At 67.3% G+C, this 12,955-nt stretch carries 16 protein-coding genes; 3 read left to right on the top strand and 13 right to left on the bottom strand.

Annotated features, from left to right (window positions below; translation table 11 throughout):
• Positions 1–9 precede the first annotated feature (9 nt).
• Positions 10–579 carry a YqgE/AlgH family protein gene (locus tag ASF31_RS07095; protein WP_039244846.1) on the bottom strand — a complete coding sequence of 190 codons (570 nt, stop codon included), beginning with the start codon at positions 577–579 and terminating at the stop codon, positions 10–12.
• Positions 580–708: 129 nt separating this feature from the next.
• On the opposite strand from ASF31_RS07095, the gene ASF31_RS07100 reads away from it, so the two are divergent.
• Together ASF31_RS07100 and ASF31_RS07105 are read left to right on the top strand one after the other, a co-directional pair.
• Positions 709–1,194 (top strand): peroxiredoxin, encoded by a 486-nt coding sequence (locus tag ASF31_RS07100; RefSeq protein WP_055754004.1) that lies wholly within the window; start codon positions 709–711, stop codon positions 1,192–1,194.
• 51 nt (positions 1,195–1,245) lie between these two features.
• Positions 1,246–1,674: a very short patch repair endonuclease gene (locus ASF31_RS07105; protein WP_055754005.1), complete on the top strand. Its 429-nt coding sequence runs from the start codon at positions 1,246–1,248 to the stop codon at positions 1,672–1,674.
• On the opposite strand, the gene ASF31_RS07110 is transcribed toward ASF31_RS07105, so the two are convergent.
• The 5 genes from ASF31_RS07110 to ASF31_RS07130 all read right to left on the bottom strand — a co-directional run bounded on the left by ASF31_RS07110 (position 1,650) and on the right by ASF31_RS07130 (position 6,319).
• Complete coding sequence (locus tag ASF31_RS07110) at positions 1,650–3,536, bottom strand: ATP-binding protein (RefSeq protein WP_055754006.1); 1,887 nt, start codon at positions 3,534–3,536, stop codon at positions 1,650–1,652. The genes ASF31_RS07105 and ASF31_RS07110 overlap by 25 nt on opposite strands.
• 70 nt (positions 3,537–3,606) lie before the next feature.
• Entirely contained in the window at positions 3,607–4,653 is a 1,047-nt protein-coding gene (locus ASF31_RS07115) for a quinone-dependent dihydroorotate dehydrogenase (RefSeq protein WP_055754007.1), read from the bottom strand.
• Entirely contained in the window at positions 4,650–4,994 is a 345-nt protein-coding gene (locus tag ASF31_RS07120) for a DUF952 domain-containing protein (protein WP_055754008.1), read from the bottom strand. Before ASF31_RS07120 ends, ASF31_RS07115 begins: the two co-directional genes overlap by 4 nt.
• 11 nt (positions 4,995–5,005) lie before the next feature.
• Positions 5,006–5,518, bottom strand: coding sequence for a histidine phosphatase family protein (locus ASF31_RS07125; protein ID WP_055754187.1), 513 nt, complete (start codon positions 5,516–5,518; stop codon positions 5,006–5,008).
• Positions 5,519–5,578: 60 nt separating this feature from the next.
• Positions 5,579–6,319, bottom strand: coding sequence for a methyltransferase domain-containing protein (locus tag ASF31_RS07130; RefSeq protein ID WP_055754009.1), 741 nt, complete (start codon positions 6,317–6,319; stop codon positions 5,579–5,581).
• Between the two features lie 46 nt (positions 6,320–6,365).
• On the opposite strand from ASF31_RS07130, the gene gloB reads away from it, so the two are divergent.
• Complete coding sequence (gene gloB / locus ASF31_RS07135) at positions 6,366–7,088, top strand: hydroxyacylglutathione hydrolase (RefSeq protein WP_055754010.1); 723 nt, start codon at positions 6,366–6,368, stop codon at positions 7,086–7,088.
• A gap of 3 nt (positions 7,089–7,091) precedes the next feature.
• Here the strand turns inward: gloB and ASF31_RS07140 are convergent, their stop codons facing one another.
• From ASF31_RS07140 to ASF31_RS07170, 7 genes are all read right to left on the bottom strand, one after another.
• Positions 7,092–7,808, bottom strand: coding sequence for a DUF4908 domain-containing protein (locus tag ASF31_RS07140; protein WP_235551288.1), 717 nt, complete (start codon positions 7,806–7,808; stop codon positions 7,092–7,094).
• Positions 7,809–7,908: 100 nt separating this feature from the next.
• A complete protein-coding gene (gene phbB, locus ASF31_RS07145) occupies positions 7,909–8,634 on the bottom strand; it encodes an acetoacetyl-CoA reductase (protein ID WP_017505756.1) in 726 nt (241 codons plus the stop codon).
• 144 nt (positions 8,635–8,778) lie between these two features.
• Positions 8,779–9,840: an NAD(P)-dependent alcohol dehydrogenase gene (locus tag ASF31_RS07150; RefSeq protein ID WP_055754012.1), complete on the bottom strand. Its 1,062-nt coding sequence runs from the start codon at positions 9,838–9,840 to the stop codon at positions 8,779–8,781.
• Positions 9,841–9,917: 77 nt separating this feature from the next.
• On the bottom strand, positions 9,918–10,667 hold the full coding sequence (locus tag ASF31_RS07155; RefSeq protein ID WP_055754013.1) for a DUF72 domain-containing protein: 750 nt from the start codon (positions 10,665–10,667) through the stop codon (positions 9,918–9,920).
• Complete coding sequence (locus ASF31_RS07160) at positions 10,664–10,984, bottom strand: type II toxin-antitoxin system RelE/ParE family toxin (protein ID WP_200918593.1); 321 nt, start codon at positions 10,982–10,984, stop codon at positions 10,664–10,666. Before ASF31_RS07160 ends, ASF31_RS07155 begins: the two co-directional genes overlap by 4 nt.
• A gap of 1 nt (position 10,985) precedes the next feature.
• A complete protein-coding gene (locus ASF31_RS07165; protein WP_055754014.1) occupies positions 10,986–11,246 on the bottom strand; it encodes a type II toxin-antitoxin system ParD family antitoxin in 261 nt (86 codons plus the stop codon).
• A 54-nt stretch (positions 11,247–11,300) separates the two neighbouring features.
• Positions 11,301–12,872: an ATP-binding protein gene (locus ASF31_RS07170; protein ID WP_055754015.1), complete on the bottom strand. Its 1,572-nt coding sequence runs from the start codon at positions 12,870–12,872 to the stop codon at positions 11,301–11,303.
• Positions 12,873–12,955 lie beyond the last annotated feature (83 nt).

Here is a 12,955-nt window from a genome sequence, read left to right on the forward strand (position 1 = left end):
GGTCTGGCTTCAGGCCCGGCCGCCCTGGCTCGACAGCATGGCCGCGTCCACGCCCAACTGGGCGAGGGCGCGTGTCCATTTCGACGTGTGTTCGCCGTCGAAAATCAGATCCAGATCGGCGTCGGCGGTCAGCCAGACGTTGTCGGCCAGCTCTTCCTCCAACTGACCCTCGCCCCAGCCGGCGTAGCCCAGCAGCAGGGCCGAGCGGCGCGGACCGGCGACCTCGTCGGTCATGGCGGCCAGCGCCTCGCGCGTGCCGGTCATCGCCAGACCGTCGCCGAAGGCCAGGGTGTCGTCGCCCACCGTCCAGTCGTCGGTATGCAGCACGAAGCCGCGTTCGCGCTCGACCGGTCCGCCCATCAGGACCGCGCGGCCGATGGATTGATCGGGCGCCGGCGCGTCCAGCTTGTCCAGAACCGTCTTGAGATCCACCCCCGGCGCCGGTCGATCCAGCCGCAGGCCCATGGCGTGATCCGGCCCGTGGGCGCAGATCAGGATGACGGCGTGTTCGAACCGGGCGTCGTCGATCCCGGGCATGGCGACCAGCAGTCGGCCGGTCAGGGTGGAGGCTTGGCTCATGATCCTGGCATCATCCGTCCGGAAAGCGGCGCAAGCAAGCCGAACCGGCGCTTGCGGTGTCGCCCGTGGTGTCTATGTGTCGCACACGGCCGTTCAAACGCGCCGGCCTTAAACCTCAGCGAGACAGACATGACCATTCAGATCGGCGATCGCATCCCGAACGCAACCCTCGCCCAAGCGACCGCCGAGGGCCCCAAGCCCGTCATCACCGACGACATCTTCGCCGGCAAGACCGTGGCCCTGTTCGCCGTGCCTGGCGCCTTCACCCCCACCTGCTCGGCACGCCACCTGCCGGGCTTCAAGGATCATCTGGCCGACATCCAGGGCAAGGGCGTGGATACGGTCGCCTGCATCTCGGTCAACGACGCCTTCGTCATGAAGGCCTGGGCTGAAAGCCAGGGCATCACCGACGACAGCATCGTCATGCTGGCGGACGGCAACGGCGAACTGACCCGCGCCCTGGGTCTGGTGCTGGACGGTTCGGGTTTTGGCCTTGGCGAGCGCTCGCAGCGCTATTCGATGCTGGTCAAGGACGGCGTGGTCGAGCAGTTGAACATCGAACAGGGCGGCGAGTTCAAGGTGTCCTCCGCCGAGCATCTGCTGGCGCAGCTCTGATGTTTGTCGATCCAGGCTATCGCTTCGCTGCTTGAGCCCGGATCGACGTTGATGACGGATGTGTTCAGCCCCGAGAAGCGCAGCGCCGTGATGCGTCGCGTGAAGGGGCGGGACACGTCGCCGGAACTGGCCGTGCGCAGGATCCTGCGTGCGGCCGGGATCGGCTATCGGCTGGGCGGCGTGGGTCTGTCGGGCCGCCCGGATGTGGTGATGAAGGGCCGCAAGGTCGCCCTGTTCGTCCACGGCTGCTTCTGGCACGGGCATGATTGCGCCCGTGGATCACGCCAGCCCAAGACCAACGCCGACTACTGGATCGCCAAGATCGACCGCAACCGCGCGCGCGACGCCGCCGCTGTTCAGGCGCTGGAGGCGTCAGGCTGGCGCGTGGTCGTGGTCTGGGAATGCGAGATGCGACAGGCCGATTTCGCCGCGCGCCTGATCGCGAGCGTCCGGGGTCAGGCGGCCTCGGTCGCGGCCTGAGCGGCGGTGTCGTTCAGGACGTGCTGCAAGGCGCCGATCAGGGCGGGCGGCGTCAGGGGCTTGGAGACGAAATAGGCCATGCCGGCCGCCTGACAGGCCGCGACGTCCTCGGGCGCGGTGTCGGCGGTGACGGCGACGACCGGAGTGGCGGCGTTGGGTCCGCCGCCGGCGCGCAGCCGACGCGTCGTCTCGCGCCCGTCCAGCTCGGGCATGCGCACATCCATGAAGATGACGTCGAACACCGCTTCACTGCAGCGTTCAAGGGCGACCATGCCGTCGGCGGCGGTCGTGATTTCGCAGCCCAGCGGCTGAAGGATCAGCTGCACCGCGCGGCGGTTGATGTCGTGGTCGTCCACCACCAGCAGGCGCAGCGGCTGGTCTTCGGCCTCGTCGGTGACCGCAGGCGTCGCGACGACCTGCTCGGGCTCAAGCGGGGACGCAGGGGCGACGGATGCGGGCTGGGGCGTGGGCGCGACTGAGGGCGAAAGCGAGCGGGCGATGTCCAGGCGGCTTTGATCGACGACCTCGACGATCTGAACCGCCTCGTCTCCGCGCGGCAGGATCAGCGAGACGGTGAAGCGCGAGCCCTGACCCGGCGCGCTGCGGACCGTCAGTCGGCCGCCCATCAGGTCGATCAGATTGCGGCTGATCGCCAGCCCCAGGCCCGAGCCACCGTAGCGGGCGGAGACGCCGTCGGCGGTCTGGTCGAACGGGGTGAACAGGCGGGCCAGCTGATCGGTCGTCATGCCCGGACCCGTGTCCACGATCTCGAACAGCAGGGCGTAGCCAGACGGCTCCTCGGGCCAGGCCTGGACGCGCAAGGTGATCTGGCCCTGCTCGGTAAACTTCATGGCGTTGGACATCAGGTTGTTCAGCACCTGACGGATGCGCATGACGTCGCCCTTGACGTGGCGCGGCATGGCGGAGGCGCCCTCGATGCGCAGCTTCAGCCCTTTGGCGTCGGCGACGCCGCGCCACAGCATCAGGGTCTGGGCTAGCATTTGTCGCAGGTCGAAATCCTTGGCCTCGACCGTCATCCGCCCGGCGCCGATCCGGGTGTGGTCCAGCAAGTCGTCCAGCAGGGCCTTCATCATCAGGCCGGCGTCGGTGATCAGATTGGCGCTGTTGCGCGACTGGGCGTCGGGCGTACGCAGCTCTGCGGCGCCGGCCAGGATCGCGCCGATCGGGGTGCGCAGGTCATGGCCGATGGCGGCCAGGAAGGTGGTGTGGTCGGCCAGGCTGCGCTCGGCCTTGAGGCGGGATTCCTCAGCCAGGGCATGGGCGCGAATGACGGTGACGCTGGCCTCGACCATGCGCTGACCGGTGATGGCGACATAGAAGGTGAACAGCACCACGGCCGCTGCGGCCGACATGACCAGCGGGCCGGGGGCGTGCAGCGCATAGACAAAGAAGGGGGTCGCCAGCAGGAAGCCGACCTGGGGCGTGAGGCCGGCGATCATCACGGCCTGGCATCGGGTGGCGTTCACGATCGCCGTCAGCATGACCGCGGTCAGCATCAGCACCGCGCAGACGCCCCCAACCGCGCCGCCGATCCACCAGAGAACCAGGGAGAGGGAGGAGAAGACGGCCGAATTGACGAAGGTGACCGCCAGGGTCGCCAGTTTGCGGCCCGTGGACAGCGCGTCGGGACCTTTCAGGATCGGTCGATAGACGACCATCTCCATCGCCTGGACCGCCATATACAGGATGACCCAGCCGAAGGTGAACCGCACCCCGACCATCGGGGTCACGACCAGGGCGATCGCCGCCGCCGCCATGAGCCGTTGCACCGCGGCGCCCGAGCGTTGGCGAACGGCGGCGGTCCAGCTGCTTTCAGCGATATCGACAGCGGTCGATTTCATTCAGGCTCTCGAATGACGAACGCAGGTCGCTCGCATCGATCACCCTAGACGTATCGACACTAACGCTCCGTCAACGGGGGGCGCCGACCGCGTCTGTTACTGCGGAAAAACCGTCGGCGCGCAGGCGGGCGGCCAAGTCACGCTTGATGCGGGCGACCAGGCCGGGCCCCTCGTAGATCAGGGCGGAATAGATCTGGACCGCCGATGCGCCAAGCCGGATGCGGGCATAGGCCTCGGCGCCGCTGTCGATGCCCCCGACGGCGATCAGGGGCAGGCGGCCGGCCGCCGCCTCGGCCGCCGCGCGCAGGGCCTTTTCCGCGAAGGGACGGATGGGCGCGCCGGACAGGCCGCCGGTTTCGTGCGCATCGGCCGAGCGCAGGGTCTCGGGCCGTTCCAGCGTGGTGTTGGATACGATCAGGCCGTCGATCCGATGGGCCAGAGACGCCTCGACGATCATGCCGATCTCGTCGGCGATCAGGTCGGGCGCGATCTTCAGGAAGACCGGTACGCGGTTGGGGTCCATTGCAGGGCGTGCGGCGTCGATACGGCCCAGCAGGTCGTCCAACTGCTCGCGACCCTGAAGCGCGCGTAGGCCCGGCGTATTGGGCGAGGAGATGTTGACGGTGAAGTAGGCGGAGCGGCCGGCGAGGCGTTGCAGACCGGCGACATAGTCAGCCGCCTTGTCCTCGGTGTCTTTGTTGGCCCCCAGATTGGCGCCGACCACGACGCCCCTCGGGCGCTGGTTCAGCCGCTCGGCGAAGGCGTCGAGCCCGGCGTTGTTGAACCCCATCCGGTTGATGATGGCCCGGTCCTCGCTGAGGCGGAACAGGCGGGGTTTGGGATTGCCGGGCTGAGGCCGGGGCGTGACCGAGCCGCATTCGACGAAGCCGAAGCCGAGGCGTGACAGGCCGCGCAGCGCCTCGCCGTTCTTGTCCAGACCCGCCGCCAGACCGACCGGATTGGGCAGGTCCAGACCGGCCAGGCGCGTGTGCAGGATCGGATCGTCGGCGGGCGGCGAAGGCAGGGGCGCGAGCGCCAGACCCTTGATCGCCAACTGGTGCGCCTGCTCCGGGTCGAGCCGTCGCAGCAGGGCGGCGCCCATATCTGTCAGGCTCATTGGTCGTCCTCTAACGCCATCTCGCCGTCGGCCGTGACCGACAGGGCGCGCGATGCCGTGACGGCGGCGACGGGCAGGGGGGCATAGAGATGGGGGAACAGGTCGCCGCCGCGCGACGGCTCCCAGATCAGTTCGTCGCCGAACTTGCTCAGATCCACCGTCAGCAGCAGCAGGTCGCTGCGCCCGGCGAAATGGCGCCGCGCCGTCTCGGCCAGCTGCGCTTCGGTCGACATGTGGATGTAGCCGTCGGCCAGATCCACCGGCGCGCCGTCATAGCGGCCCTCGGCGACGGCCGCGCGCCATTCGGCGGCGTCGACGATCTTGTAGGCGGCTTCGGGCATGCGTGATGTGCTCATGCCGACGCCGCGCCGAGCGAGCGTGGCGTCAGGAAGCCTTCGTAGGTGCAGCGGCCCGCGACATCGACGGTGAACAGGGCGGCGGCGCCGGTCGGGAAACCGCCCGACAGCTTGTCCACCACGGCCGGCGAGGCGGCGCTCTCGATCAGATATTCGGCCGCCAGCACATGGACGCCGGGATTGTGGGCCAGGATCAGCAGGCAGCCGGCCTCGTCCTCGCTGGCCTCGACGAAGCGGCGGATCACGTCCGAACCGGCGTTGTAGAGCGCAGTCTCGTCGCGCACTTCGACGTCGCCGAAGGCGTCGTGCATCTGCTCCCAGGTCTGACGGGTGCGCACCGCGCCGGAGACCAAAGCCAGGTCCGGCTTCAGCCCCCGTTCGGCCAGGGCGCGGCCCATCAGCAGGGCCTCGGCGCGGCCGACGGCGGACAGGGGGCGGGCCTCGTCGCCGCCGCCGGACGGGGCGGAGGTTTCGGCCTGGGCGTGCCGCATCAGGATCAGTCGGTGCATGATCTTCGCCATAAGGCGGTTTCGCCTCGCCGACCAGATGGCGCGGGGGTCAACTCCGCGTCAGGTGTGCGGCTTTCGTCGCGACGACAGGGTCGCCGGTTGGGGCGTCAGGACCGGGGCGGCGACGCGCTGGGCATGGCCGCTGGGCCGGATGCGGGCATAGTTCTGGCGCGAGGCCTCCAGCAGGATCAGGCCGGCGGTTCCGGGAAAGACGTGGCGGCCCACCTGTTCGAACCCGTCGGCCAGCCTCAGCATCGGCGCCCAGGGCGGCGCATACAGCGTCTGGGACCAGGCCATCGGCTCCAGCCCCACATCGCGCACCAGCCCCTCCAACTGACGCCGGGTGAAGGGGCGGCCATGACCGAAGGGGGTGTTGTCCGCCCGCGCCCACAGGCCGCCGCGCGCCGCCGCCGCCAGGATGATGCGCCCGGTGGGCGACAGCGCGCGCACCGCTTCCAGCAGCAGGGCGGCGGGGTCGTCGGCCTCTTCCAGGGCGTGAACCAGCAGGATGCGGTCGAACGATCCGGCGGGAAAAGGCAGGCGGCGGTCGTCCACCAGCAGGGTGCGGTTGCGCCCGACCGTCGGCCAATGCTCGACACCTTGCCCGCCCGGCATGGCCGCGACGACGCGCCGCGCGCCGACGAAGGCGTCCAGCCAAGGGGTGGCGTAACCGACGCCCAGCACGTCGCAATCGGTCGCCTCGCCCCAGGCGTCGTCCAGCCGTCGCGCCACCAGCCGTCGCGCCAACGCGCCGGTCGGCTCGCCGTAGAAGGTTCGAAGCTCTTCGATGCTGCGCCGCATGGCCCCACTATAGGCCTGTCGGCGGCCCTGCTGCTAGGATGGGCGTATGACCCTGGATGTGCATCTGTTTCCCTGCCGCAGCGACAACTACGGCTTCCTGATCCGCGACGCCGCGACCGGCGTGGTCGCGGCGGTCGATACGCCCGATGCGGCGCGCATTCTTGAGGAGTTGGAAGGCCTGGGCTGGGGGCGGCTGGACCTGATTCTGAACACCCACTGGCACCCGGATCACACCGAGGGCAATGCGAGACTGAAGGCCGAGTGGGCTTGCGAGATCGTCGGGCCGGAAGAGGTGCGCAAGGTCGCGCCGCTGGACCGCGTGGTCGCTGACGGCGATGTGGTGATGGTGGGCGAGACTCGGTTCGAGGTCACGGCGACGCCAGGCCACACCCTGGGCCATGTCGTGTTCCACGCACCGGCGGACGATCTGGCGTTCACCGGCGACACCCTGTTCGCTCTGGGCTGCGGCCGGTTGTTCGAGGGCACGCCGGGGCAGATGTTCGACAGTTTGCAAAGGCTGAAGGCCTGGCCCGATCAGACGGTGATCTGGTGCGCGCATGAATATACGGCCTCGAATGCGCGTTTCACCCTCAGCCTGGATGACCGGACCGAGACCGCCGCCCATGCCGAGGCGATCTTTGCGGCGCGCGACCGGGGCGAACCGACCGTGCCGACGACGCTGGGGGTGGAAAAGCGGTTCAATCCGTTCCTGACCGCGACGGATGCAGATCAGTTCGCCGCACGCCGGGCGGGCAAGGACGCCTTCTAGGTCTCAGCGGTTCAGGGCCTCGCCGCCCACGACCCGCACGATCCGGGCGGAGGACGGGCGACCGGCGATGCCGGCGTCGGCGTCGATGACGATCCGCAGCGTGCCCTGGACCAGGGTGACCGACGGACGGCCCTGATCGGACACCACGACGCGGCGCACCCGCTCGACCTGAGACCGCAGGTTGGACGAGCGGGCCATGCGGACGATGGCGTCGCTGGCGGCCGAGACGGTGTCGGCGGCGACCTGTTCTGAGCCGGGCTGGATGTCCACGTCGATCACGATCAGCCGCCCCATCGCCTGGCTGGCGCGATAGCTCTGTCGCATGAAATAATCGACCAGCTGGGCGCCGGTCATGGCCGCACTGGCCAGGCCTTGGGCGTCGCCGACGCGCGAGGCGGGCGAGCCCTGCGGCGCCGTGGTCGTATACAGGGTGACGGCGCCGTCGGGCGTGACCTTCAGCACCTGATCGCCGTTGTCGTTGCGATAGATGATGTCGCCACGCGGCGCAGGCGTGGGGCGCAGCACCCAGACCTCGGTCGAGCGTTCCAGCCGCATCAGAGGCCGCGACCCGGAGGTGTCCAGGATAAAGCCCTGGCCGCTGCTGCTGACGTAGCGGGCGGTCGGCGGCACGGTCCGGCGGGACTGGGCCTGGCTTTCGGTCGGGACAACCACAGGCGCGACGACGCCCACGCCGATGACCGCGATGGCGGCGACCGCCATCGCGGTCACGCGTGGCGATTTTTTCGCCCTGACCGATCCCAACAACTTCATGACAGACTTGATGAAACCCGCGCGCGGCGGATTTTGGGCGAAGCCCGCCTCAACCCACCAGGTACTGACCGCCGTTCAGCGACAGTGTGCAGCCTGTGACATATCCGGCACGCTCGCCGACCAGCCAGGACACCATGTCCGCGATCTCCTCGCCCTTGCCCAGGCGGCCGACGGGGATGTGGCTGATGATGCCTTCCAGCACCTTGGGGTCCATGGCGCCGACCATTTCGGTGTCGATATAGCCGGGCGCGATACAGTTCACGGTCACGCCCTTGCGCGCATTCTCCAGCGCCAGCGCCTTGGTGAAGCCGATCATGCCGGCCTTGGCGGCGGAATAGTTGGTCTGGCCGATCTGACCCTTCTGGCCGTTGATCGAGGAGATGTTGACGATGCGGCCGTGGCCCCGGTCGCGCATGCCGTTGATGACCTGGCGCGTCATGTTGAAGACGCTGTCCATGTTGACGCGGATCACGTCGGACCACTGGTCGTGGCTCATCTTGTGGAAGAAGCCGTCGCGGGTGATGCCAGCGTTGTTGACCAGGATGTCGATGGGGCCGAGCTGATCCTCGACCTCCTTCACCGCGCGGGCGCAGTCGTCGAAGCTGCCGACATTGCCCTTGACCACCATGACGTCCAGCGCATCGGCGATGGCCTTGGCCGCCTCGTCGTTGCCGGAATAGCCGGCGGCGACCTTGAAGCCGTCCTCATGCAGGCGCTGAACGATCGCCTTGCCGATGCCCCGGGTCCCGCCCGTCACGAAAGCTACGCGCGCCATATCGTCTCCTGTCCCTGTGCAGACCTTTCAGAAGGCCTTGTCGCGGTTCAGGATTAACGTGCGAGCGCGAGCGCGCAAGGCGAGAATCTGACGCGACGGAAGTTTCATGCCTCCGTCGCGTTTCGTTGATCCTCGTCCCTGCGATCAGGCGGCCAGCTTTTCCATATCGATGACGAAACGGTAGCGGACATCGGACTTCAGCATCCGTTCATAAGCGTCGTTGATCTGATCCGGAGCGATGGTCTCGATGTCGCAGGCGATGCCGTGCTCGGCGCAGAAGTCCAGCATCTCTTGCGTCTCCTTGATGCCGCCGATCAGCGAGCCGGCGATGCGGCGACGACGCCACAGCAGAGGCAAGGCGAAGACCGGCAGGCCCTCGGTCGTCAGGCCCAGCATGATCATGGTGCCGTCGCGGGCCAGCAACTGAATGTGGCTGGCGATCTCGTGCGTGGCCGAGACGGTGTTGATGATCAGGTCGAACTTCTCGGCCGCGGCCTTCATCGCATCCTTGTCGGAGTTGATCAGGAAATGTTTGGCGCCCATCCGCTCGGCGTCGGCCTTCTTGCGGTCCGAGGTGGACAGGACGGTGACCTCAGCCCCCATCGCCGCCGCCAGCTTGACCGCCATATGGCCCAGGCCGCCCAGGCCGATGACCGCGACCTTGGAACCGGGTCCCACGCCCCATTCCTTCAGCGGCGAATAGGTGGTGATGCCGGCGCACAGCAGGGGGGCGGCGACATCCAGCGCCAGGCTGTCGGGAATGGACAGGACGAAATGCTGATCGACGGTGATGTGGTCGGAATAGCCGCCCTGGGTGATGGCTTCCGACGTGCCACCCTTCTTGTCCTTGCCGCCGTAGGTGCCGGTGAAGCCGGGGATGCAATATTGTTCGACGCCTTCCTGGCAGGAGGCGCATTCACGGCAGCTGTCGACCATGCAGCCGACGCCGACGCGGTCGCCTTCCTTGAAGCGGGTGACGTTCGATCCAACCGCCTTGACCACGCCCGCGATCTCGTGACCCGGCACCAGGGGGAAGGCCGTGCCGCCGGTCTCGCCGCGCGCGGCGTGCAGGTCGGAGTGGCAGACGCCGCAATATTTGATGTCGATCAGCACATCGTCCGGACCCGGATCACGGCGCTCGAAGCTGTAGGGCGTCAGCGGCTTGTCGGCGGCGGTCGCGGCGAAGGCGCGTGTGGCGATCGGCATGGAAAAAGTCCTTCAGGCTTTGCAGTGAGCCGGCCTCAGATGAGAGGGCGGCCGCGGGTCCGCAAGCGTACGGACCGCTATTTCAGCTTGGCGATCAGCGCCTGAGCCGCCGCAGGGTTCCGCACCTTCGCGCCCGAGATGAAATAGGCGAAGACCTCGCCCCGTTTCGCCCAGGCCCTGGCCTGATCCGCCACCGCACCCAGCTCGGTCGCCGTCATGCCGGTCGGCTCGTCCTCGCGGCTGGACATCAGCCGGGCGTAGCTGAAATCGGCGGTCGCCTCGTCGATCTGGGGCCAGGTCGGCTCCTCGTCATCGACCGCATAGACGATGGCCGCGCCGTATTTGCGGGCCAGGTCATAGAATTGTTCGGTGGCGAAGGTCGGGTTGCGAACCTCCAGCGCGTGCCGCAGCCGCACTCCGTCTTTCTCCCTGGGCAACAGCTTCAGGAATCCCTCGAAGTCCTCGGCATCGAACTTCTTCGTGCCCATGAACTGCCAGTTGATCGGGCCCAGCTTGTCGCCCAGTTCGGTCAGGCCCTGGCTCAGAAACTTGTCGAAGCTTTCGGCGCCGTCGGACAGCACCTTGCGATTGGTGCAGTAGCGGCTGGCCTTGACCGAGAAGACGAAGCCGTCCGGCGTCTCGTCGCGCCATTTCTTCCAGCTGTCGGGCTTGAAGGTCGAATAATAGGTGCCGTTGATCTCGATCGAGGTCAGTTTCGACGCCGCATATTCCAGCTCCCGCTTCTGAACCAGGCCCTCCGGATAGAAGACCCCCCGCCACGGCTCAAACGTCCAGCCGCCGATGCCGACATGGATGGAGTGGGTCATGGCTCGTCTCCGGCTTCGCGGTCTCGGATGGGATCGGCTGTCCAGTCCTCTCGCGTATGGCGGATGCGGAGCACCAGAACGCCCTGATCGTCGATGGCATAGACGATGACGTGCGCCTTGTAAGGATGAACTCGCACAGGCGGCGCGGTCTCTGCTCTTTCCCGGTTCGACTTGGGATAGGTCGCGATGAGTTCGAGCGCGTGGTGAAGAGCGGCGACGTAGGCGTCAGCCTGGCTCAATCCAAACATCTCGACGCTCTGTCGAAAGATCGCACGCATATCGGTTCGCGCGGCCTTGGATACCCGCAGCTTGGCCAAGTCAGCCTGCCTTGCGAGTCGTTTCGGCCAGATATTCGGCGCGAACCTCTTCGAAAATTTCTCGTGGCGTTTGGTCGCTGATGCCTGATGCATAGGCTTCGTCGATCAACCTTTGCATGTTGGCGATCTTCTCGGCCTTGACCTGCTCGCGGCGGATCAGGTCGCGCACCACGTCCGACGTGTTGGCGTAGCGCCCGGATTTCGCCTGTTCCTCGACCCAGGCCTTCATCGGACCGGGCAGGGAGATGTTCATCGTCGCCATGGTCGGCCTCCTCTCAAGGAGAATGGGCGCATGGCAAACTTTGTCAACGTCGGATCAGGGTGCGGTCGCCGCCTGTATGCCGGCCAGCAGGCTGGCGGCGGTGATGGGTTTTGGCACGTGCAGGTCGGCGCCGGCGTCGCGCGCTTGGTCGCGGTGCTCGCTCATGGCGTTGGCGCTCAGCATGATGATCGGCGTGCGGGCCTGATCGGGACGGGCGGCCTCGATCTGGCGAATGGCGCGGGTGGCGGTCAGGCCATCCATGCCCGGCATCTGCATGTCCATCAGGATCAGGTCGAAGGTCTCGGATTGGAAGGCGGCAAGGGCCTGTTCGCCATCCGAGACGGTGACGACCTGCATGGCGTGCGCCGCCAGGATCAACTGAACGACACGCTGGTTGACCGGGTGATCCTCGGCCAGCAGCACGCGCAGCGGCGCCAGGGGGCGGTCGGCTTCGGCCGCACGCGCGCGTCGTTGTGCATCGTGTTCGGTCAGGGATGCGGCGCGCGTCAGGGGGATCTCGACGGTGAACATGCTGCCGACGCCCGGCGTGGATGCGGCGGAAATCCGCCCGCCCATCAGTTCGACCAGCGAACGACAGATCGACAGGCCCAGGCCCGTGCCGCCGAACCGGCGCGTGATGGTGCTGTCCGCCTGGCTGAACCGATCGAACAGACGGGCCGCGTGGTCGGAAGAAAAGCCGACGCCCGTATCCTCAACTCGCAGCGTCAGCTGGGTCAGGCCGTCGGAATCCTCGTCCACCGCGATGGCCACGGCGACGGAGCCCTGATGGGTGAACTTGATGGCGTTGGACAGCAGATTGTCGAGCACCTGACGGATGCGGGTGCTGTCGCCGACAAACATGCCGCGCGCATCGGCGTCGCGGCGGATGTCGAAAGTCAGTCCCTTGGCTTCGGCCTTCAAACGCATGACGTCCAGCGGGGCGGCGACGGCCTCGTCCAGATCGAAGGGCCGGCTTTCCAGGTCCAGATGCCCGGCCTCGATCTTGGACACATCCAGAATGTCGGACACCAGCCGTTCCAGCGTTACGCCGGAGCTTGCGATAAGGGCCACCATCTCAGCCTGCTCGGGCGTCAACTCGGTGCGCGACAGGGCGTCGACGATCCCGATCACGCCGTTCAAGGGCGTGCGGATCTCGTGGCTCATATTGGCCAGGAACTCGGACTTCGCGGCATTGGCGGCCTCGGCGGCGGCGGTCGCTTCGCGCAGGGCCTGCTCTGCCGCGACCTTTTCGGTCACGTCGCGGGCGATGCCATAGATGCGGTCGCCCTGACGATGGGCGCGCCATTCGACGGTGACGTAATGACCGGCCTTGTGGCGATAGCGGTTGACCTGACCCAGGACTGGATCGCCCGGCCGCCGGTTTTCGACCTCGACGATGCTCTGGCGGGTGGCGGCATGGTCGTCCGGGTGGATCAGCCGCAACAGGCCTTGGCCCTCGATCTCGTCGGGGCGATAGCCCAGCATGGTGAACCAAGAGGCGCTGGCCTTGACCACGCGCCCATCCAGCTCGCGCACCACCAGCAGATCCAGCGACACATCGAAGAAGGTGTCCAGATCGACATCGGCTGTGGGGAAGGCTAGGGCCGCAACGGGCGAACAGGTCATTGCGCACTCTCTCAAACTCAAACCCATGTTACGGCGCATCCGTTAAGCTCGCCTTTGCAGCGACGCGAAACGAACCGATGGCG

This window comes from Brevundimonas sp. Leaf280, assembly GCF_001422455.1.
GTDB lineage: Bacteria > Pseudomonadota > Alphaproteobacteria > Caulobacterales > Caulobacteraceae > Brevundimonas.